A 21,665-nucleotide genomic window follows, 5' to 3' on the forward strand; every position below is an offset into this window, starting at 1 on the left:
CGCAAGCCCTGCCACAACGGCTTTCATAAGCTTCCTAAAAGCCGCCTTGGCCGCGCCAGGCGCCGGCCGGTGTGGCTGCCTTCAGGACTTGGGCTTCTTGGGTTTTTGCGGCTTTTCAGGAACGATCGAAATCGGGTCGCTGGCCGGAAATGTTTCTTCCAGGGCGTCGTCCAGGGCGTCTTCGCGATTCTGGACCGGCTTGACCTCTTCTGTACTTCCTTCAGACGAAGGCTTGCCTTTTTCGTCCGCATCGGTACGGGTTGGCGTGCCACGATGCGCGGGCGATGGCGGCGTGCCGGTTGGCGTGTTGGCCTTTTGCATTATCCTCTCCAGATCAAATGGTCGGAATATGAACTTATAAGATACCGCAGTCCAGCTTGGTCCGCCATCCGCGTATCAGATGCTTACCTTGTGGCTACGGTTTTTTGCTTTTGTGCGTCGTGCGCTCCTTGGCGTCCCCGTACTCCGCCTGCGTCTTGCCTATCACTTTTTCCGCGGCCCCCTTCAGTTCGGTCGATGGACGGCCAGTGGCCCGGCCCGCGGCTTCTTTGACGGTACCTGTGACTTCTTTGGCACGCCCCTTCACTTGGTCTTTGTTCATTCAATGCTCCTTCAATAAGATATTGCGCAATACGATTGCCCGGTGAAACACACCCATCGTGAGCAAGTTCCATGCCCGCAAACGTCGTGCAGTGGTGGTTTCCGCAAGAATGCCCGACTTTTTCCACACTCTCCCCTCGGCGCGGCCTCATGCGTAAAGGCTATGTGCAAGGCATGGGGGGGGCACGCCACTTGCTAGAACCGGCATGAGCCGGGAAAGCGCCCGCTACTCGGCCGCAACTTTTTGGAGATCCACATGAAAGCTATCAAACCCGCTATCGGTACTCTGGTATTAGGCTTGTGCGTTGCCGCCTTCGGGGTCCAGGCGCAAACCTCCACCGCTCCAGCCGCAACGCCCAATGCTGCGGCAACCACCGGTGCAGCCGCGTCATCCAACCGAAGCAGCATCAACGATACATACAGGCAGGACAAGCAACGGTGCAATGATATGAAGGGCAACGATAAGGATGTATGCTTGAAAGAAGCAAAAGCCAAGCGCGACACAGCCAAGGCCAACAATAAGGAAGCCAAGGAAAAGGCCGAAGCCCACCACGATGCGCAATCCGAAAAGGCGGATGCCCAATATAAAGTTGCAAAAGAGAAATGCGACGCTATGTCAGGCGATGCCAAAGACCAATGTATCGCCAATGCTAAGACGCGCTACATGAAATAACGCCGAACTCGTTATTCTCGGCGTTGGGATATGCGGAAAATGCCGTCGGCCCGGCCACCAGGAAAGCCGGCATTTTCCGCGCTCCAGGAGTCAGAGCAGCATGCCGCGTTACGTCAAAATAATACTCGCAGGATTGGCCGCTCTTTTACTGAGCTTGATCCTGTGCGTCATAGTGATATCGACCGTTAGCTGGGAGTACGCAAAACCCTGGATAAACCAGCAGGCAAGTACATTGGCGAATCGTCCCGTCGCCGTCAACGGCCGTTTGACACTGCGCTGGGTAAAGCCGTCGAACCAGGAAGGCTGGCGCAGCTGGATTCCGTGGCCGGAAATTTCCGCTGACAACATCATGCTGGGCAATCCTTGGAAAGACGCGGCGAACATGGCCGATATTAAAAGCCTCAAAGTCGTGTTCAACCCTTGGGCTCTGCCGGGACATACGGTACAGATTCAAAACCTCGAAGTCCGCGACGGCAACATCTCTCTTGAAAAACGCGAAGATAAAAGCAATAACTGGACTTTTGGGAAACAACAGGACACCAAGCCTTCGGCCTGGGATTTCGAAATCCAGCACCTGATCCTGAACAATGTACAGCTGCGATTCGCCGACCAGACGCGGCAACTGGACCTTACAGCCACGTTCAACAGTCTGCGGCAAGCCAGCTCAAGTACCGCTTCCAATCCCGAACCATACGAAGTCGACTGGGTCGTCAAAGGCACGTACCAAGACAAGGCCGTGCAGGGCAAGGGCCGGATGGGAACGCTGCTTTCCTTGCGAGCCGACGCGGCGCCGCTGCGGGTGGACGGCGACGTCCGGATCGACTCGACCAGCATCGGCGCAACCGGGACTCTGCCAAAGCTGGATCTCTCCGGCCCGCTCGACATACAACTGCGCCTGTCGGGCGATTCCATGCACGAACTCTATTCGATTCTTGGCGTGGTGCTGCCAACGACCGCGCCCTATCACACGGAAGGCCGGCTGGTCCGCACGCCGGGTGCGGACGGCGACACATGGCTCTATGAAAACTTCAAAGGCACAGTCGGAAAAAGCGATTTGGCCGGAACGCTGCGCTACCAAGTACGCAAGCCGCGCCCTCTTCTGACCGGACAGCTGGAGTCGAAGCTACTGCGGCTGCGCGATCTGGGGCCTTTGATCGGCATCGACACCAGCACGGTAAAAGGCAAAACCGCTCGCCAGGCGGCGCAAGCCCAGCCCAAGAACAAGGCCCTGCCCGTCAAGCATATCGACACGGCCCGCTGGGGGGCCATGGATGCCGACGTCAAGTTTACCGGGCGCAAGATTGTGCGCGACAAATCGCTGCCGCTGGACAACATCTCCGCACACGTCGAACTTAATGATCGCGTACTTTCATTCAGGCCGTTGAACTTCGGTGTAGCGGGCGGCACGCTAAGCAATACCCTGGTGCTCAACGGCCAGGAAAAAACCATCAAGGCCCGCATCAAAACCACCGCCAAGCACCTGAAGTTGAAACAGCTCTTTCCCGCCGCCGCCTCCATGAAAGCAAGCTTCGGCGAAGTGTATGGGGACTTGTCACTTACCGGCAGCGGGACATCGGTTGCAACGCTTTTGGCGCATGCCAACGGCCAGGTCCAGCTATTGGTAAGCAGGGGCACCATAAGCAAGGCGCTACTGGAAACGGCTGGGTTGAATATTGCCAACATCATCATCGGCAAACTGTTCGGCGACAAGCAGGTCGTCCTGAATTGCCTGGCGGGCGACTTCGTCATGACCGACGGTCTGCTGCAAACGCGCGTATTCACTCTTGAAACCGATGACGCGCTGGTCGAGCTGACGGGGCAGATCACCTTCGCCAACGAACGGCTGGACCTGGACGTCAAGCCCGACAATAAATCACTGCGCATTTTTACGTTGCGTTCCCCGTTATACGTGAAAGGCACATTCAAGAATCCCGACGTAGGCGTCCAGGCGGGGCCGCTGGCGGCGCGCGCCGGAGCCGCCATTGCCCTGGGCCTGGCTTCGCCTTTCGCAGCGATCCTGCCCCTGTTGAACCTGGGAACCAACGACTCCAGCGACTGCGGCGCACTGCTGGCTCAAGTCGAGAAGCCGTCGAAAGCGCCGCAGAAGCGTCCGGCGCAAAAATAGCGGCTATAGACTGATGCGCGCCGCGAGGGGCGCATGATCGGACAGCAATCCCCATCGGCTGGCCTTCAGTACCACAGGGGCATACTCGGCTACATTGCGCACGTAAATCCGGTCGAGCCGCAGCACTGGAAAACGCGCCGGGAAAGATCGCGCCACCCGTCCCCGCGATTCGTTGAATACCTCTTTCAGTTCGCTGGATCTTGATAGAAACCGCTGGCCGTGCAAATTCCAGTCATTGAAGTCGCCGGCGACGATCAACGGCGAGTCCGCGGGAATCTCGTTGGCAATCCAGCGGCAAAGCGCCTCCAGCTGCGCTCTGCGCTGCCGCGCGCGCAATCCCAAATGTACACAGATGGTATGAACATCCTGGCCCAGGCCAAGCGGGCGCAGTACGCTATGCAGCAAGCCGCGCTTTTCGAATTTGTCCACGGAAACATCGACGTTCTCGTAACTGACGATCGGGTACTTGGATAACAACGCATTGCCGTGATGGCCATGAGAATAAACAGCGTTGCGCCCATAGGCAAAGTCCGACCAGATGGAATCGGCCAGGAACTCGTATTGACTGGTGGACGGCCATCGAGTCTGGCGGCTTGCATGCCTCTCGTGCGCGCCCAGTACCTCCTGCAAAAAAACCACGTCGGCCTCGGTAGCCCGGATTGCGTCGCGCAGCTCATGCAGCATGAATTTCCTGTTGAAAATCGTAAATCCCTTATGAGCATTGACTGTAAGTACTTTCAGTGCAAGATCTGCGCGTTCGATAGCCATGATTTTCCGTCGCAAGTATAGGTCCAGGGCGCAGCAATCCTCGTGCCGCGCCGGCCATATGAATGCCACAGAACCTATGGCAGCCATCGGCATCGCCTTGTTTCATGCCGCCGGACTGTGCAGTACGGCAACGGGGAAACGCCCAAGCAGAGTCTCCAGCGGAAGCCGGACGTCATGAAAGTAATGCTCTTCACCGGTCAACGCGTTCAGCCAGGTCCGCCTGGACATATGCACGGGCAACTGGGCATAGGTCTCGCGCCAAAAATCAAGGCCGATCAAAGGCAAGCCGGTGCCCTTCCCGACTGCCATGGCATGCCAGCACAAGCGCGGAACCACCACAAGCACCGCATCGTCGCCGCCTGCACGCAAAAAGGCTATGGCGTGGCTGCCGGCCTCTCCGGCAACCAGCAAGGCCGTATAGCCGCCCCTGGCAAAAACATGCGGCACTTGCCGGCGTAGCCGCAGCACCCGCGCAATCACCGCCTGTTTGATACGGCCGTTGCGCCAGCCTGCAAGCAGCTTTTCAATGCTGGGCTGCATTTGCAAAGCCTCCAGCGCGCGGCGGCGTGCGCGGAAATCGACCTGGCGACGATTGTCGGGATCGACCAGAGAGAAGTCCCAGAACTCCGTACCTTGATATAGGTCGGGCACGCCCGGCACCGTCATTCGCAGCACAAGCTGCGCCAGGCTGTTGACGGCGCCCGCCGGGGCCAGGTCTTCTATGAACCGCTGGATATCGGCCCGCATATCCGCTTGGTCGCCCAGCATCAGCGCTCGCAACTGTTGCACACAGCGCTCCTCATGGCGAAGATCCGGCGTGAACCAGCTTGAACTGGTCTTGGCTTCGCGCAGCGCCTTGACTTGCCATTGCGCCAGGCGCTCGGTGTAGCGCGCCAAGCCTTCGGCGTCGTCCAGCGAAAGATCCAGTGGCCATGATCCCACTATTGTCTGCATCAGCATATAGCGCTCCGCCGTGTGAACAGGCTTGGCATTGTCCTGAAAGCCTGCCCACCTCAGCCAGCGTTGGCTGGCCGCGGCCCACCGGCCGGGCATCTCGCTGATTACCGCCAGGCGGGCGCGGGAGTCCTCTCCGCGTTTCTGGTCGTGCGTTGCGGTGCTAACCATCGATTCCGGCATATGGGCCAGCCGCCACGCATTGCGGCGGTGGAAGTCGGCGCTGGAAAGCGAGAAATCGCTCAGGCCCGAGCCGACTTCATTGCGGGACAACAACCTGCCGTAGCGATAAAACACCGTATCTTCAAGCGACTTGGCCGCAAGCGGCGGAGTAAGCTGTTGAAGGCGATTGATCGCATTGCGGCGCAATTGTTCGCGTTCTTTCCCTTGAGGCTGCGTCGCGGCCATGGGAGTGCTCAAGCTGCGAAACAGCCCATCCAGCAGCATGCGAAGACTTGCGTCGTCACCCTGTCCGAACCGCTGGCTGGCCTGCGCAGCCGCTGCTAAAAGCCAACCGATATCGCGTGAGTCGCCGTTGCCTTCCTCCAGATACGTCCGGTAGATCGGAAAAACGCTCAAGAAGCGCTGCATGGCACGGTCGATGGCGGCCAATGTCCAGCCGTGCTTTGCCGCGTCGAATTGCACCAGGCTCCACAAAGCTCGCAATAATGCCCGGTACTCAACGGCAAAATGCTGGTTCAGCATTAATTGGCGCGCTTCGACCAGCCACTCTTGGGCCGGCGACTTCACGTTCGATATCTCGCTCCAGCAATCGGCCAAAGCCGCCTCACCGTCCGGATCATGCAGCACGGCATTGGCTTGGTCCATAAAATCATAGCCTGTGGTTCCATGCACGGCCCAGCGTCCGTCCAGCACCTCGTCATGGGCGAGGATTTTTTCCACGACAATCCAGGGTTCGTCATGGCGCAACGCATCCGGACGTTGCACCGATCCGGCCCGCAGCCGGGCTCTCAATTGCCGGCAGTACGACAACGGTTGCGCCAGCCCATCAACGTGGTCGATACGCAGGCCATCGATCAGGCCCTGGGCAAACAAGCGCAATGGCAACGCGTGCACCGCGTCGAACACCGCCCGCCGCTCGACTCGCACTCCAATCAGCGAACTGATTTCAAAGAAGCGGCGCCAGTTGATGCGTTCGCCGGCGCAACGCCACCAGTCCAGCACATAATGCTGCCGATCGAGCAATGCTTCAAAGCGCATGCGGCCCGCCTGCGTGGCGCAATCATGCTGGGCAAGAGTCTGTGCAACGGAATCGCCGGTCAAGGGCAAGGATTCGTGCCTCAAGGGATAGCGGGCGCCCTCGGCCTGAACCTGAAATGAACGCGACGCATCATCGAACACCAAGGACAACGTACCGCAGTCAAGCTCTGCCTGGCGGCTTTGCGCCAGGAAAGGCGCAAGAACCTTGCCCTTCAGCTCTGGGTCTTCCGAATTCCAGTCAATGTCGAACCAATCGGCATAGGCACTGGCTTGCCCCAACAGCAGCACGTCCCACCACCAGCGGTTGGCGGCATGCGCCGCCATATGGTTCGGCACAATATCCAGGACAATGCCCATCCGATGGGCGCGCAGTCGTTGCGCCAGTTCGGCGAACGCCGCCTCGCCGCCCAGCTCCCGGCTGACGATCGTGGGATCTGTCACATCGTAGCCGTGCATGGAGCCTGGAACAGCTTGCGTTATCGGCGAGAGATATAAATGGCTGACTCCCATTGCCGCGTAGTACGGCACCTGCTCACAGGCATCGGCCAGTGTAAAGCCGGCATTCAATTGCAGACGCGCGGTGGCCAGAGGAGTGCTCACGGCGTCCTCCGCCCGCGCTCCACAGCGGACACGCACTCGCGCACATCGCCGGAATCCAGAATAACGGCGGCCGCACGCGGCTGGCGCCGCCGCCAGTCGGGGTGGGCCATTGTTCCGCCGCGCGGCGCTCCCGGAAGATTGGCTTGTTCCGCCTCGCCCAGCAAGTCCTCGATGGGAATCAGAACCAAAGGCGCGGGTGCGCTGGCGACAAACGACAATATGGCTCGGCGTATCGAGTGCAACGATGAGTCGCATGGATGCAGATCGCCCTCGCCGGCCCGGTTCAACGCCTGGCACAAGGCGTTTTTTTCTTGCCTTCGCGCAGACTCCAGCGCCGTCGACTCCTCTTGCGAAATCTGACCCAATTGCCTGCGCCACTGCAGATCGCGCGCGCACCACCAGCCGGCAACTGTCGGCAGGTCATGCGTGGTTGTAGTCGCCACCGCCTGGGGCGGCCACGATCGCGACGATGGAAAAGCCACCGCGCCACCGGGTTCGGCCGCAGTATGCTCGAACCACAAGACGGATGTCCCCAGCACATTCTTATTGTAGATATGCTCGTTGAAACCGGCAGGCACTGTGCCCAGATTCTCGCCGATCACCACCGCGCGATGGCGTGTGGCTTCCAGCGCGAGGATGCGCAACATGTTGTCCAGCGGATAACTGACATAGCAGCCGTCGGCCGCCGACGCACCTCGCGGGATCAGCCACATTCGCGCCAATCCAAGTATATGGTCAACCCGTATGCCTCCCGCATGCGACAAAGCGGCACGCAGAATCTCTTTGAACGGCTCGTAGCCGCTGCCTGCCAAGGCCCTGGGTGAAAATGCCGCCAATCCCCAATCCTGTCCTTTCGGCTGATGCAGGTCCGGCGGCGCACCTATGGAAACATCATCAAGGAAGTCGTCCTGGCGGCTCCAGACATGGCTGCCGCGCGCATCGGTTCCGATGGCAAGATCGACGATAGTGCCCAATGCCATCCCTTCTTGCACGGCGCTTTGCTGCGCCAGCCGTATGCCCTCATCGGCCAGCCATTGCAAAAAGACATGAAAACGGACATCGGCTGCGTGCTCGGCCGCAAACTGCCGCACCGCCGCTGACTGGGGATCGCGCAGCGCCGAAGGCCATTCCTGCCAGCCGCAAGAAGCACCGAGGATGGGAGCAAAGTACGCGTGCAATGCTTCGTAGCAGCCATGGTTCTCGAGCATTTGCCCGCCTCGTGCGCGAAAATCCTCGAATGCCCGCAATAGCTGCGCCGGCGACTTGCTTTCGAACCATCGGAATACTTGGGAAAAGACTTCCATCCGATATCGCAGGACCTCGGGCCAGTCGATAAGCTGCTCGCTCGGGCCCGGCTTATGGCTTGCCGCCCCTGCCCGAGCGGCTTTCATAGCTTCGGCGCCCAGGACCATGCCCGGATCGGCAAAGTTGGCATTCAAGAATATGCGGCTGGATGGTGCGTAAGGACTATAGCGCGCCGGATCGGCGCTGAACATCGCATGTATCGGGCTGATGGCCACGGCATCGGCGCCGCAATGCGCCGCGGCGCGCGCAAATTCGGCCAGCGCTGCATAGTCGCCGGCCTCGGTAAGGCCCGCGCCATCGTCGTCGCCAGCTGGATTCTGCCTGGACCGACGCAAGCCATACAGCTGGACAGCCACTCCCCAAAGACGGGGATGCGGCCGTCCGGCCAGCTCGGCAATCGACGGACAGCGCAAGGGCGCAACCACCAGAGGAATGCGCCTGGCGCCGATCTCCAGCATGTGATATCCAGGTTCGCTAACCGCCGCAATGCGAACCCGGCCGGGCTCGGCCAGTTCCGCCGAACCGGCCTCGTATCCCCCGCCCTCCAGCGCCACGCGGTAGCTCATTCCGCCGCGATAGTTGAAAGCCGGGGACGATCCCGCGTCGGCAAACACCATGGCGCAATCCGCGCCAGCGGCTTGGTCGATGCGGGCCTGGCTTTCGCGTATCTGCGCGGCCGAGCCGCAAGGCAGGCCCAAGGCCTCCAGCAAGGCTTGCAGCACGGCCGGTCGGACCTGACGCACCTGGCCGTGGACATCTTTCCATGACTGTATCAAGCCGCTGTGCGCGGCAAGCCTGGACAATCCTGGATCGATCATCGAAGCGCTCACGATGCTTCCTGCCCGTAATGTGCGCTGGGCCGCAAGACCGCGACCGTGCAGGCCGGCAATAATTTCCGCTGGCGCAATGCCTCATAGCCGCCGCTCTTGCTGGCAAACAAAGCGAAGTCGTCGGGCCAGGCCTGCGCGCCGGAAGAGACGCAAGCGGCCTGGGACAGATTGCAATATATGCTTAGTTCGCCTGCGTGCGACAGGCGCCAGCGCGCATGCACGCACAGCGGAGCAAGAACAGCCACCCCCAGGCTGCGCGAGCCCTCGAGATATGGAGTGACATGACCGCGTCTCAAGCCCAGCAACCGGCGGTAGTAATCGCGCCATTGACGCGCCTCGAGGTCGTGGGGCTCCGCGGCCACGATGGACGCTTCCCAGGCCTGAATGTCATTGGGGTCCGGAATGCCAGCTTGGCCCTCGTTCGTCTCGAAGGCATGCTGCGCGGCAAACTCCTTGCGCCTGCCTTCGCGCACCGCACGCGCCAGCGCTTCATCTTCATGCGACGTAAAATAGTGAAACGGTGTAGCTGCGCCATATTCCTCGCCCATGAACAACATAGGGATGTGCGGCATAAGCAATTGCAAGGCGACAGCCGCATGCAAAGCCGTCAGGTCGCCCTTGCATAGCGACACCAGGCGTTCGCCCCATGCGCGGTTGCCGACCTGGTCATGGTTCTGTAGAAAACATACGAACTGCGTAGGCGCAAGACCGGCGCTTGGTTCGCCGCGGACGCCGTCCGCCACACCGTCCCGGACGCCCTGATAGACGAACCCTTCCGCCAGGAAGCGGGCAAGTTTGTCAGTAGGCTGCTGCGAGTAATCGGAGTAATAGCCCTGCGTTTCGCCGGTAAGAATGTAATGCAGCACATGATGGCCGTCATCATTCCATTGTGCATCGAAACCCTGGGTCAGTAAGGACGCCGCGTTGTTATGGTTCTCAAGCACAAGATGGATATGCCTTTGCTGAGGAATATGGCTGCGCACAAAGCGTGCCATTTTGGCCGGCCAGCTTTGATCGGCAATGGCATGCACCGCATCCAGCCGCAATCCATCAAAACGGAACTCGCTCAGCCAATACAAGGCGTTTTCCGAAAAGAATGCTTGCACCGCTTCTTGCTGAAAGTCGATGGCCGGCCCCCAGGGGGTCTGGATATCGGCGCGAAAAAAATCCGCGGCATACGAAGGCAGATAATTGCCGTCAGGGCCGAAATGGTTATAGACGACATCCAGAAAAACCATCATCCCCAGTCCATGGGCGGCATCCACCAAATGCCGCAACTGGTCGGGCGTGCCATAGCGGCAATCGGGCGCATAAGGCAGAACACCGTCATATCCCCAATTTCGGGGTCCCGGAAAATCTGCGATAGGCATCAGTTCCAGAGCTGTTACTCCAAGCTGGGCCAAGCCTTGCAGGCGCGCCTCGACGCCTTCGAAGCCGCCGGCCAGGCCGCAATGGATTTCATACAGGACAGCCTGCGTCCACGGACGGCCTCGCCAATCGGTGTTCTTCCACGGATATGCGCGGGTCTCGCATACGACGCTGGCGTCGTGCACATCGCCGTCCTGCAAGCGCGAAGCGGGATCGGGCACAGCCCGTCCCCCGCCCATCCGATAACGGTATTTTGCGCCGACTCGGCAAGGAAGCGTCAGGCGATAGTAGCCACCGCCTTCGTAGTCCATTGGAACCGGCTGCTGTCCTTCTATTTCAAGGACGACATCCCGCCGCTCGATGCCGGGAGCCCACACCCGAAAGCGGACCAGGCCATCGCCGCAGGGTATGGCGCCAAAGGCGTAATCGAAGGATGCGCAAGCCTCAGCCATTGGCTGCCTCTGCAACCATAGAGGTCAGCACCAGCAGGCTATGCCCACGAACAAGCACCGTGGGTTGCGACAGCGTGGCCGGCGCCGCGCCCGGATCGGCGGTATCAAGCTCGCACAGCCAGGTGCACGCCATGGCGGGCAATTTGAACTCGATATCGTCCGCACTGGCATTCATCAGCAACAGCGACAGATCCGCCCGACCCGGCAAGACCCGAGCGGCGCGCCGGAAACCAAGAACCCTGCCTTCGGCAAAACCCCATGCCTCCTCGCTCATGGGTTCGCCGTCCAAGTCGAACCATGCGACGCGCTTGATCCCTTGCACGACGTCTTGGTCGGCATCTTCGAAGCGCGCCAGATGCAGCGAGGGATGGGCACGCCGCAATTGATGCAGGCGCGCGACGAAATCCGTCCATTCGCGGCCCCTGGCGGACGCGGCCTGCTCCCAATCCAGCCAGGAAAGCTCGTTATCCTGGCAATAGGCATTATTGTTGCCTTGTTGGCTATTCGCGAATTCGTCGCCGGCCAGCAGCATCGGCGTGCCGTTCGAAAGCAAGGTGCTGGCCAGCATCGCGCGCAGGACGCGCTCGCGCAATTCCAGCACAAGCTCGTCGCCGGTATTCCCCTCCACTCCCCAGTTGGCGCTGCTGTTATCGCTATGGCCATCGGCATTCCCGTCTCCATTGGCCTCGTTGTGCTTGTCGTTGTAGCTGACGACATCCCATGCTGTGAAGCCGTCGTGACTGGCCAGGTAATTGACCGACGCCCACGGGCGCCGATGGCGCCGATCGAACATCTCCGGCGATGCCAGCAGGCAACTGGCAAGCTGGCTGCGCAGCCCCGCGTCACCGCGCCAGAACTGGCGGACGCCGTCGCGAAACTTATCGTTCCATTCGGCAAAGCCGGGAGGATGATTACCCAGTTGATAGCCGTCCGGCCCGATATCCCAAGGCTCTGAAATCAGCTTCAGGCGGCTGAGCACAGGATCCTGCAACAACGCATCAAAGAAGCCGGATCCAGGATCGAAGCCCGTGCCTTCGCGCCCAAGGGTGACTCCCAGGTCGAAGCGAAAGCCGTCAACGCGAAAGCTCTCGGCCCAGTACCGCAAAGAGTCCATCACCATTTGCAATACGCGCGGGTGCGACAGATTCATTGTGTTGCCGCAACCCGTGTCGTTGATGTAGTAGCGCTCATCGCCTGGAATCAGGCGGTAATAGCTGGCATTGTCCAGGCCGCGCCATGACAGCGTGGGACCTAGTTCATTGCCTTCTGCCGTATGGTTGTAAACGACATCCAGAATCACTTCGATCCCTGCCTCGTGGAAACGCCGGATGGCCCTGCGCAGTTCATCCGGTTGGCCCGAGGCCAGATAGGCCGGCTCCGCGGCAAAATAGGCCAGACTGTTATAACCCCAATAATTGCGCAACCCGCGCTCAACAAGAAAATGATCATGCAAGTAGGCATGCAACGGCATCAGCTCGATGGCGGTCACTCCCAGTTTGTTCAAATGATCGATGAATTCAGGATGCGCCAAGGCCTGACACGTGCCCAGGGCCTTGGACGGCACGCCGGAACGGCGCATGGAAACGCCGCGCACATGCGCTTCGTAGATATAAGTTTGCGCCCAAGGAGTACCGGGCCGGCGGCTTGCCCCCCAGTTGTATTCATCCTGGTCGACCACGCACTTGGGCACCCATGCGGCGCTATCGCGCCTGTCCATGCTGAGATCGGCCTTCTGATGCTGGACGCGATAACCAAACAAGGCATCCGACCAGCGTACGTTGCCGCGCAACTGGCGCGCATAGGGATCGATCAAGAGCTTATGCGGGTTGAATCGATGTCCGTTTTTCGGGTCATAGGGGCCATACGCCCGATAACCGTACAACAGTCCGGGTCCGGCGTCCGGCAAATAGCCATGCCAGACTTCATCGGTGCATTCCGGCATGGGCAGACGCGCCAGTTCTACACGTCCCCGGCTGTCGAAGATGCACAGTTCTATCTTGGCGGCGTTGGCCGAAAACACCGCAAAATTCACACCCAGGCCGTCGCTGAAGGCGCCCAAAGGCTTGGGACATCCCACTTCCAGCCGTTCCGGTAGATGCAAACCCATGTCAGTCATCCTGTGCAAGTAGTATTAAAGTCGACAACGGCGGCAGCACCAACGAAAGCGACTGCCGCTGCCCATGCGCATCGGTCTCCTGCGCAAGAACAGACCCGCCGTTGCCCATGTTCGAACCGCCGTAGCAGGCCGCATCGGTATTCAGCCGCTCCGTCCAGCGGCCTGCCCTCGGTATGCCTATCCGATAGCCATGGCGTGGCACCGGCGTCATATTGCACACAACCAGGGCAAGCTCCTCTTCATGACGGCGCAAGAATGCAAAGACGCTGTTGTCTATGTCGTCGCCGATAAGCCACTGAAAGCCTGAAGGAATGGCGTCCCACGCATGCAAGGCAGCGGACTCGACATAGAGAAAGTTCAGGTCGCGCACCACGGCCAGCACCCCCGCATGCATAGCATCGTCCAGCGCCGCCCAGTCCAGCGGTGCGTCATGATTCCATTCGCGATCCTGTCCGAACTCGCTGCCCATGAAAAGCAGCTTCTTGCCCGGATGGCTCCACATAAAGGCGTAGTAGGCACGCAGATTCGCAAACTGTTGCCACCGGTCGCCGGGCATCTTGTGCAGCAAAGACTTTTTCCCGTGAACGACTTCGTCATGGGACAGAGGCAGAATAAAGTGTTCCGACCAGGCGTATACCAGGCCGAACGTCATGTCGTGGTGATGGTAGCGGCGATATACCGGGTCCTGCCGCATATACTGCAGCGTGTCGTGCATCCATCCCATATTCCACTTGTACTGGAACCCAAGGCCGCCCTGCTCCTGCCGGGCGGTAACGCCGGGCCATGCTGTGGACTCCTCGGCAATCATCATCACCCCCGGCGTTTGCTCCGCCACCATGGCATTCAACTGCCGCAAAAAGCCGACCGCTTCAAGGTTCTCGCGCCCGCCATACTGATTGGGAATCCAGCTTCCGGCCTCGCGGCTGTAGTCCAGGTACAGCATGGACGCCACGGCATCGACGCGCAAGCCGTCGACATGGTAGCGCCTGGTCCACTCCAGGGCACTGTTCAGCAAGAAGTTGCGTACTTCATTGCGGCCCATGTTGTAGATCAAAGTGTTCCAATCCGGGTGCAGGCCTTGCCTTGGGTCGGCATGCTCGTACAAAGCCGTGCCGTCGAACTCGACAAGCCCATGCGGGTCGGAAGGAAAGTGGGCCGGCACCCAGTCCAGTATGAGTCCCAGCCCCGCCCGATGGCAGGCATCGACGAACCCGGCGAAGTCCTCGGGACCGCCCCACCGTGCCGTCGGCGCGAACATGCCTATCGGTTGATATCCCCACGAACCGCCGAATGGATGCTCGCTGACCGGCAACAGTTCTATATGCGTGAACCCCATCGCGCCGGCGTATTCAATCAGGCGTGCGCCCGCGGACTGCCAGACGCTGCCCTCCTCGCCGTGCCGCTCCGCCCACGATCCGATATGGGCCTCGTAGATCGCCAGAGGCGCATCCAGACCTTGGCGTTCGGCGCGATGGGCCATCCAGTCAGAGTCCGACCAAACAAGCTCGCCGGCTCCGGTGACCACAGACGCGGTCGCGGGAGGCGCTTCCATGCGGCGCGCCAGTGGATCGGCTTTCAATGGCAGCAGCCTTCCATCCGCGGCCAGCAGTTCAAACTTGTAGCAGGCGCCTTCGCCGACATCGGGCAGGAATATTTCCCATATGCCGGCCTCGGGCCGCAGGCGCATGGGATTGCGCCGGCCGTCCCATGCATTGAAGTCGCCGACCACCGACACGCGGCGCGCATTGGGCGCCCATACGGCAAAGCGCGTACCCGATGTGCCCTCCACCTCGACGATGTGGGAACCCAGGCAATCCGCCAGATCAAGATGCGTGCCTTGCGCAATAAGATATAAATCCAGTTCGCCCAACAACAGGCCGTAGCGGTATGGATCGCCGGCAAGCTGCACGCCTTCAGGCCTGCTGATCCGCAACCGGTAATCGCCCCGGCCGGCAAGGTTGCTGTCCTTGCCCAGCGGGCCCGAGAAAAAGCCGTCGGGACCCTCGCGCAGGTCGAAGACGGAACCGTCCGGCAGGATGGCCTGCACGGCGAACGCGCCCGGCTGGAATACACGGACAACGACCTGGCCGTCGACGCTGTGCGGACCCAGGATGGAGAATGGATCGCTCTGCCGCCCCTCCAGCAAAGCGCGCAACTGCCTCGGGTCCACTCCGCTCATGAAATCAAAGGGCTCTGTCATCGGCTCGGTCCTCCGCAAAGCCGGGCGGTCTTATTCCTTTTCATCATGGCGCGCATGCCCCCGTGTAGCGGCGGGTAAGGCCTCGTTCGTCTGCCGCGCCAGGCGCAACAGCCCCTCCAGCGGTATCGCCAGCCACTCCGGCCTGTGCGCGGCCTCGTAACAGACCTCATACGCGGTTTTTTCGATCAAGGCCAGCCGCAGCAGCGCGTCCATGTCAGCCCCGGCCGCGGTCTGCGGCCGCGTGGGCTCCGATTCCCGGTATGCATTGAGGAACGAGGCATAGGCGCTATCGCGGAACTGCTCGATCAAGCGAAGGAAGTCTTGTTGAGGCACGAGCACAGGCGGACTGGCAAGCAGTTCCGTCTCGGCCGGACGGAGCGGAGCATCCGTCTTGACCATAGCCGGCGGCGGCGCCTGCTCCACCGAGCCTTGCATCGACTTGGAGAAAACCGCCGCGGCATAATCGAAGGAACGCAGCATGCCCGCAACATCGCGCCAGGGCGATGACTTAATGCGGCGCCGCTCCAGCGTACGCAGCGGCTCGCCTTCGAAATCGATGAGATAGACGTCATTCTGCGCAACCAATACTTGGCCCAAATGAAGGTCGCCATGTATGCGCGTCAATTGCGTGTCGATCAGATCGCGAGCCATTTGGTCGATCCGGGCACATAAAGAACGCCGCAGCGACTTTATCTGGGCAAGCTGCGACGAAACTTGGGCGGATGCCGCTTTTACCGCCGACGCCGCGGCGATGGCATCGCCCACCAACGCTTGCACGCTCTTTGACCACTGCTTTGCATCCGCGGCGCTTGCCGTTTCCGGGGCGAACGCAGGGTCGTCAGAGGGCCGGGCCAATACCGCATGCAATTGCTTCAGGCGCTTGCCTATGGTTGCCGCGACCGCGGCCAGGCCCAGCAACTCGTCGCTGTAGTCGGGTTCGTTGGCTTCGGTAAGGCCGGTCGTGTCGAGCGCACGCTTCAGATAATCCTGGGTCCAGCCCCAGGCATCGCCCTGATTGTTCACCCTGGCATGCAGGACGGCTAAAGTATGAGGCTGGCCGTCTGGACCGATGCGAACGACTTCGCCAAGCAGGGCAGCGCAGTTGGCATAGCCGGCCTGCGTCAGATAGCGGGTCATCTCGGCCTCGGGATGTATGCCGGGCACGACGTGGCGCACCAGCTTCAGCACCGCAGCGTCGCCCAGCATGATCGACGTATTGGATTGTTCTCCGCTGAACCAGACTATGTCGGCATCTGGCGGCCTGCTCCAGTCGCGCAGGCCGGATTCGCCCTGGAAGCGCAACACAGACTTGCCTGAACGGCTGTCCATGGCAATTTCACAATTGCCGCACAGCTTGTCGACCAGCGCCAGTGCGAAGGCGGCAGTACGAGCGGCATCGGCCAGCAACCCCACCTCGGCGCCGCAACGCACACGTGCAAGGCGATATGGCTGGGCCGACTCCGGCACCGAGTCGTCCCACAAAACAGCCAAAGGCAGAAAATAATGCGCTTGCGCGTTGGCGCCCTCTACTTCAAACTCGGCCATGAACAGATCCGGTTCGCCCGGCATCGCGGCCAGATAATCCATATGAATGTCCTTGATCGTCTGGTCGGCCGTGAACCAGCGCTGCCTCTCCAAATACAGGGGCAAGACCTGGCGGCACAGCACACTCCTGGATCCTTCCAACAACTGCACCGGGGCACGCCCCCTCTGGCGAAATACCAAGGTCGCATACTCGGGCATGCGTTCGGGAACAATGGCATGCCAGGCCGGCGGCGCGGCCTCGCTGCTCAAATCGAACCAATAAAAGCCATAAGGCGGAAGCGTCAGCAGATACGGCAATTCGCCGATGGTCGGAAACGGAGTGCCGCCGAGCAGTTCAACGGGTACGCGCCCCGACATGCTCGACAGATCGAGCTCCACCGGCTGCGAAGCGTTCGATAGATTGGCGATGCACAACAGCATGGCGCCTTCATACTCGCGCAGATATGCCAGTATCTTGCGATTGCCGGGAAACAGGAAGCGCTGGCTGCCGCGTCCAAAGGCTCGCGTTTGCTGGCGTTTGGCCAGCATGCGCCGCGTCCAGTTCAAGAGCGAATGAGGATCCCGCTGCTGCGCCTCCACGCTGACCGCTTCATAGCCGTATAGCGGATCCATGAGCACCGGCAGGATCAGGCGCTCAGGATCGGCGCGGGAAAAGCCGCCGTTGCGGTCCGCCGTCCACTGCATGGGCGTCCGTACACCGTCGCGATCGCCCAAATGTATGTTGTCGCCCATTCCAAGCTCATCCCCGTAATACAGGACCGGCGTGCCAGGCATGGTCAGCAGTAGACTGTTCATCAGTTCGATCCGGCGCCTGTCGCGCTCGAGCAACGGCGACAGGCGGCGCCGTATGCCCAGGTTGATGCGCGCACGGCGATCCGCGGCATAAACGTCCCAGAGATAGTCGCGTTCGCTGCTGGTGACCATTTCAAGCGTGAGTTCGTCATGGTTGCGCAAAAAAATCGCCCATTGGCAATTCGCCGGAATCTCCGGCGTCTGTTGCATGATGTCGGTGATCGGAAAGCGGTCGGCCTGGGCGATGGCCATGTATATGCGGGGCATCAACGGAAAATGAAATGCCATATGGCATTCATCGCCCTTGCCGAAGTATTCTTGCGCATCCTCCGGCCACTGGTTCGCTTCGGCCAACAGCAATCTGTCCGGATATTCCGCATCCATGACCGCGCGGATGTCGCGCAACACGGCGTGCGTTTCGGGCAAGTTTTCGTTGCTGGTTCCCTCGCGCTCGACCAGATAAGGCACGGCATCCAGACGCAAGCCGTCCACACCCATGTTCAGCCAAAACCGCATTACGCTTATGACCTCTTTCAATACCTGGGGATTGTCGTAGTTCAGGTCCGGCTGATGCGAATAGAATCGGTGCCAGAAATATGCACCAGCCACGGGGTCCCAGGTCCAGTTCGACTTCTCGGTATCGCAAAAAATAATCCGCGTTCCGGCATAGCCTTGGTCGTTGTCGGACCATACGTAATAATTGCGCGCGGCCGAACCGGGCTTGGCGCGGCGCGCGCGTTGAAACCACACATGCTGGTCCGAAGTATGGTTGATCACCAACTCGGTAATGATATGCAGTCCGCGGCGATGGGCCAGGCGTATGAATTTGCGAAGATCGGCAAGCGTGCCATAGTCCGGATGCACATTCCGGTACTCGGCAATGTCATAGCCGTCATCCAGGCGCGGCGAAGGGTAAAACGGCAGCAGCCAAATCGTGGTGACGCCAAGCTGGGCTATGTAGTCCAGCTTGGACATCAACCCGGCAAAATCGCCCACGCCATCGTTGTTGGCGTCAAAGAACGACTTCACATGCAACTGGTAGATTACGGCGTCTTTATACCAAAGAGGCTCATTGCCAGATACCGTGCGTACATTCATGGGTTTGCTCATGGCGACTGCACCCTGCGCCACAACAAGTAAGGACGCTCAGGCGGCAAGGCCACGCGATGGTGCCTTCCCCACAACGAAAAGCGACGATCGTCGGCCATGTCCTCAAGATCCAGCCTCGCATCGTCGGGAAGACCCCACTCCCACAACGGCAGATCCAGAGTGCCCTCGCGGGTCTGGTGGGGATTCAGGCTGATGATGACCAGCACCACATTGTCGCCGCCGCGCGTCGATTTGGAGAAGAACAGAATCTGCCCGTCGTCGACATGATGAAAGCGAATGCCCAAATGAGTCTGCAACGCGGGGTTGGTCCGGCGGACTTGATTGAGCCGTGTGATCTCGGCAACGATATTGCCCGGCTGATTCCAGTCGCGCGTGCGCAACTCATATTTTTCCGAATCCAGGTATTCCTCTTTGTGCGGCACGGCGCGCGCCTCGCACAGCTCGAAGCCGCTGTACAGCCCCCATAGACCGGACATCGTCGCGGCCAGCGCCGCGCGAATCAGGAATCCCGGGCGCCCCGACTCCTGCAGGAAATACGGATTGATGTCGGGCGTATTGACGAAGAAGTTCGGGCGGAAGAAGTCCGAAACCGGCGGCGAGCTAAGCTCCGATAAATAGGCAGTAAGCTCTTGCTTGTCGTTGCGCCAGGTAAAGTAAGTATAAGACTGCGAAAATCCCAGCTTTGCCAGGCGGTACATCAACTTGGGCCGTGTGAAGGCCTCGGACAGGAACACGGTGTCGGGATAGTCGCTTTTTATATCGGCGATCATCCACTCCCAAAATGGCAGGGGCTTGGTGTGGGGATTGTCGACACGGAACATGCGCACGCCCTGCTCTATCCAGAACACCACAATATTGCGCAGTTCCCGCCATAGCCTCGCCTGGTGCGATGCGCCGTTGCGCCTGCTGTAGAAATCGGGATTGACGATATCCTCGTATCGCTTCGGCGGATTCTCGGCATAATGCAAGGAGCCGTCCGCCCGCCATGCAAACCATTCAGGATGCTGTGCCAGCCATGGATGATCCGGCGAGCACTGAATTGCAAAGTCCAGCGCGATCTCCAGGTCGTGGTCGCGAGTGCACTTCAGCAAGGCCTGGAAGTCCTGCAAAGAGCCCAATTGCGGATGGACCGCCGTATGGCCTCCGTACTCGGACCCGATCGCGTAGGGGCTGCCCGGGTCGCCGGGCTGCGCTCTTACCGCATTGTTCTTCCCTTTTCGATTGCTCGTGCCGATAGGATGGATCGGAGGAAAGTACAGCACATCGAAACCCATATCCCGAATCGCGGGAAGGCGCGCGATGACATCCCGGAAACGTCCATGCTCATTCGGCGAAGCGCCGCAAGAGCGGGGAAAAAGCTCATACCAGCTTGCATAGGCGGCTTCACGGCGGTCCGCCATTACCGGATAATGCACGGGATCCGTCGTCTTGCAGTCCTGCGGGTCGGCCGCGCTCATGGCATTCGCGGTAGAAGGCGCCAACATTGCCTGCAAGTCCCAATGGCGCACAAGCTCACCAAGCGTCGCGGCAAGGCCGGCATCGCGCCCCTGGGCGCGTTTGTGGGCAGCCGCCACCAATTGCCTGCCTTCTTCGACATCCAGAGATACGTCCTGTCCGGCCGCATGCTTCTTCTCGACTTGTTCCCGGTGCGTGCCCCATGTGTCCCGCCACGCCTGGATCGTGAAGTAATATTTACCGATGCGCACAGGCGTGAACGTGGCGGCCCATCGATCGTTGCCCAACGGCGCCATGCGCTCTTCGTGCCAACCGGCTTCATCCGCCGCGCGCCAAAGTACCTGGGCTGCCAGGCGGTCATGGCCGTCCATCAATATATCGGCCTGGACCCGCAGCGCTTCGCCGGCGGTGCATTTGACCGGAAATCTTCCAGAGTCGACCGTCGGTTCGACATTCTCGATGGCGATGCGCAAGGCGGGCGAGACGGCCGGCGCACGCCGCTTGCCCCTTGCCAGTACGTCGCGGCATATGGGCTCGAGCGCGGCCGCCTTGAACAGAGCCGTTTCGCCCGCTGCAATCGACGAACGCTGCATGAGCGGGCCGTCACTGCGCACTGTCGAAATTTGCACCTCTTCCAGGCGAGTTCGGCCCTGCGGCAGCCGGGCAAGCAAGGCCGTCCAGTCGATGGCAGCAGGTTTATGCTCATCCGGATTGACCAGCAGGCCCATGCCTGCACGGTATAGCACTGTAAGCGGGGACAATGCGCCATTAAGCATTTGCACTTGGCCGGACATGGCAGCGCGCTTGTCGATCCACGAGTTCATGTCGACGACCTGCTTACGATGCGCCCGGCATGCCAGGTCGTACGGAACCAGAACGCCTCTTGCCGCGACAATGGCCGCCTGCATTCGAACGGATAGCCGCGCCACGCCCCTTGACGGACCATCGTCTGTACTGCCTTGCGGCGCGTCGGGATCCGCGATGGGCATATAGACTGCCCGAGCCATGGCTTGGAGCCGGGCATGCTCATCCACCAGCCACGAGGCACGGCCGTCCCACCAGGGTAAAGAGGAAAACGCCGTGTCGAAACCGACATCGGAAAGCTGTTGCAACTGGCCGGCGGCAAGCCCCGGCGTCCATGCCATGAATCGGCAATTCGGAGCATTCGAACGAACGCTCTTTATCAGTGCGCGCCAGTGCGCCGGCGGCAAGACTGCAAGTTCGCGGCACCTGAATCCCGCGATTCCGTCTGCTGCGCATTGTGCCAGATAGTCGTACCCGGCATCCATCAAACCGGCGGCGTCCTGCCCCTGCCCGCCAAGGTCGCCGCTTGCAGCCTGTGGCGTTTCGGGCCAGGGCGGTGTCGCGTCCATTATCAGGGGCAGCCCGTACTGATTGCATACATCCGCCAGCATGCGTCTCGCCCCGCCGGGATCTGCGGCCATCACGGCATCGAATCCCAGCGTTTTGGCATCGCGACACCTGTCGTGCCAGAATTGATCGTCCTCGGACGTCTCACGCATATAGCAGATACGGGTGCAAGTAATAGGC

12 protein-coding genes are annotated in these 21,665 nt (G+C 60.4%); 2 read left to right on the forward strand and 10 right to left on the reverse strand.

The window, feature by feature from the left end; translation table 11 throughout:
- Positions 1-81 precede the first annotated feature (81 nt).
- Positions 82-321, reverse strand: coding sequence for a hypothetical protein (locus DFR37_RS01575; protein WP_113931490.1), 240 nt, complete (start codon positions 319-321; stop codon positions 82-84).
- Positions 322-415: 94 nt separating this feature from the next.
- Positions 416-601, reverse strand: a complete 186-nt coding sequence (locus DFR37_RS01580) for a CsbD family protein (protein WP_113931491.1) — start codon at positions 599-601, stop codon at positions 416-418.
- 255 nt (positions 602-856) lie between these two features.
- On the opposite strand from DFR37_RS01580, the gene DFR37_RS01585 reads away from it, so the two are divergent.
- On the forward strand, positions 857-1,273 hold the full coding sequence (locus DFR37_RS01585; RefSeq protein ID WP_113931492.1) for a hypothetical protein: 417 nt from the start codon (positions 857-859) through the stop codon (positions 1,271-1,273).
- Between the two features lie 100 nt (positions 1,274-1,373).
- A complete protein-coding gene (locus DFR37_RS01590; RefSeq protein WP_113931493.1) occupies positions 1,374-3,398 on the forward strand; it encodes an AsmA family protein in 2,025 nt (674 codons plus the stop codon).
- Positions 3,399-3,401: 3 nt separating this feature from the next.
- On the opposite strand, the gene DFR37_RS01595 is transcribed toward DFR37_RS01590, so the two are convergent.
- The 8 genes from DFR37_RS01595 to DFR37_RS01630 all read right to left on the reverse strand — a co-directional run bounded on the left by DFR37_RS01595 (position 3,402) and on the right by DFR37_RS01630 (position 21,637).
- Positions 3,402-4,166, reverse strand: coding sequence for an endonuclease/exonuclease/phosphatase family protein (locus DFR37_RS01595; RefSeq protein ID WP_113931854.1), 765 nt, complete (start codon positions 4,164-4,166; stop codon positions 3,402-3,404).
- Between the two features lie 102 nt (positions 4,167-4,268).
- Positions 4,269-6,941 (reverse strand): malto-oligosyltrehalose synthase, encoded by a 2,673-nt coding sequence (treY, locus tag DFR37_RS01600; protein ID WP_170139801.1) that lies wholly within the window; start codon positions 6,939-6,941, stop codon positions 4,269-4,271.
- Positions 6,938-9,076 carry a 4-alpha-glucanotransferase gene (gene malQ, locus DFR37_RS01605; protein ID WP_113931495.1) on the reverse strand — a complete coding sequence of 713 codons (2,139 nt, stop codon included), beginning with the start codon at positions 9,074-9,076 and terminating at the stop codon, positions 6,938-6,940. Before malQ ends, treY begins: the two co-directional genes overlap by 4 nt.
- The gene (gene treZ / locus DFR37_RS01610) at positions 9,073-10,896 is read right to left on the reverse strand and encodes a malto-oligosyltrehalose trehalohydrolase (protein ID WP_113931496.1); all 1,824 of its coding nucleotides are present in this window, start codon (positions 10,894-10,896) and stop codon (positions 9,073-9,075) included. Before treZ ends, malQ begins: the two co-directional genes overlap by 4 nt.
- Positions 10,889-13,003 (reverse strand): glycogen debranching protein GlgX, encoded by a 2,115-nt coding sequence (glgX, locus tag DFR37_RS01615; RefSeq protein WP_113931497.1) that lies wholly within the window; start codon positions 13,001-13,003, stop codon positions 10,889-10,891. The genes treZ and glgX overlap by 8 nt, the downstream gene beginning before the upstream one ends.
- A gap of 1 nt (position 13,004) precedes the next feature.
- Positions 13,005-15,212: a 1,4-alpha-glucan branching protein GlgB gene (gene glgB / locus DFR37_RS01620; RefSeq protein WP_211317195.1), complete on the reverse strand. Its 2,208-nt coding sequence runs from the start codon at positions 15,210-15,212 to the stop codon at positions 13,005-13,007.
- A 30-nt stretch (positions 15,213-15,242) separates the two neighbouring features.
- Complete coding sequence (treS, locus tag DFR37_RS01625; RefSeq protein WP_113931498.1) at positions 15,243-18,659, reverse strand: maltose alpha-D-glucosyltransferase; 3,417 nt, start codon at positions 18,657-18,659, stop codon at positions 15,243-15,245.
- Positions 18,656-21,637, reverse strand: a complete 2,982-nt coding sequence (locus DFR37_RS01630) for an alpha-1,4-glucan--maltose-1-phosphate maltosyltransferase (RefSeq protein WP_242341678.1) — start codon at positions 21,635-21,637, stop codon at positions 18,656-18,658. Before DFR37_RS01630 ends, treS begins: the two co-directional genes overlap by 4 nt.
- Positions 21,638-21,665: the final 28 nt, after the last annotated feature.

It is taken from the genome of Eoetvoesiella caeni (assembly GCF_003315175.1).
In the GTDB taxonomy this organism is placed as follows: domain Bacteria; phylum Pseudomonadota; class Gammaproteobacteria; order Burkholderiales; family Burkholderiaceae_B; genus Eoetvoesia; species Eoetvoesia caeni.

Bases quoted from the DNA above. Each gene is read 5' to 3' on its own strand.
- DFR37_RS01575 (WP_113931490.1), bottom strand. From the start codon at position 321: ATGCAAAAGGCCAACACGCCAACCGGCACGCCGCCATCGCCCGCGCAT.
- DFR37_RS01580 (WP_113931491.1), bottom strand. From the start codon at position 601: ATGAACAAAGACCAAGTGAAGGGGCGTGCCAAAGAAGTCACAGGTACC.
- DFR37_RS01585 (WP_113931492.1), top strand. From the start codon at position 857: ATGAAAGCTATCAAACCCGCTATCGGTACTCTGGTATTAGGCTTGTGC.
- DFR37_RS01590 (WP_113931493.1), top strand. From the start codon at position 1,374: ATGCCGCGTTACGTCAAAATAATACTCGCAGGATTGGCCGCTCTTTTA.
- DFR37_RS01595 (WP_113931854.1), bottom strand. From the start codon at position 4,166: ATGGCTATCGAACGCGCAGATCTTGCACTGAAAGTACTTACAGTCAAT.
- treZ (WP_113931496.1), bottom strand. From the start codon at position 10,896: ATGGCTGAGGCTTGCGCATCCTTCGATTACGCCTTTGGCGCCATACCC.
- glgX (WP_113931497.1), bottom strand. From the start codon at position 13,003: ATGGGTTTGCATCTACCGGAACGGCTGGAAGTGGGATGTCCCAAGCCT.
- glgB (WP_211317195.1), bottom strand. From the start codon at position 15,212: ATGACAGAGCCCTTTGATTTCATGAGCGGAGTGGACCCGAGGCAGTTG.
- treS (WP_113931498.1), bottom strand. From the start codon at position 18,659: ATGAGCAAACCCATGAATGTACGCACGGTATCTGGCAATGAGCCTCTT.
- DFR37_RS01630 (WP_242341678.1), bottom strand. From the start codon at position 21,637: ATGCGTGAGACGTCCGAGGACGATCAATTCTGGCACGACAGGTGTCGC.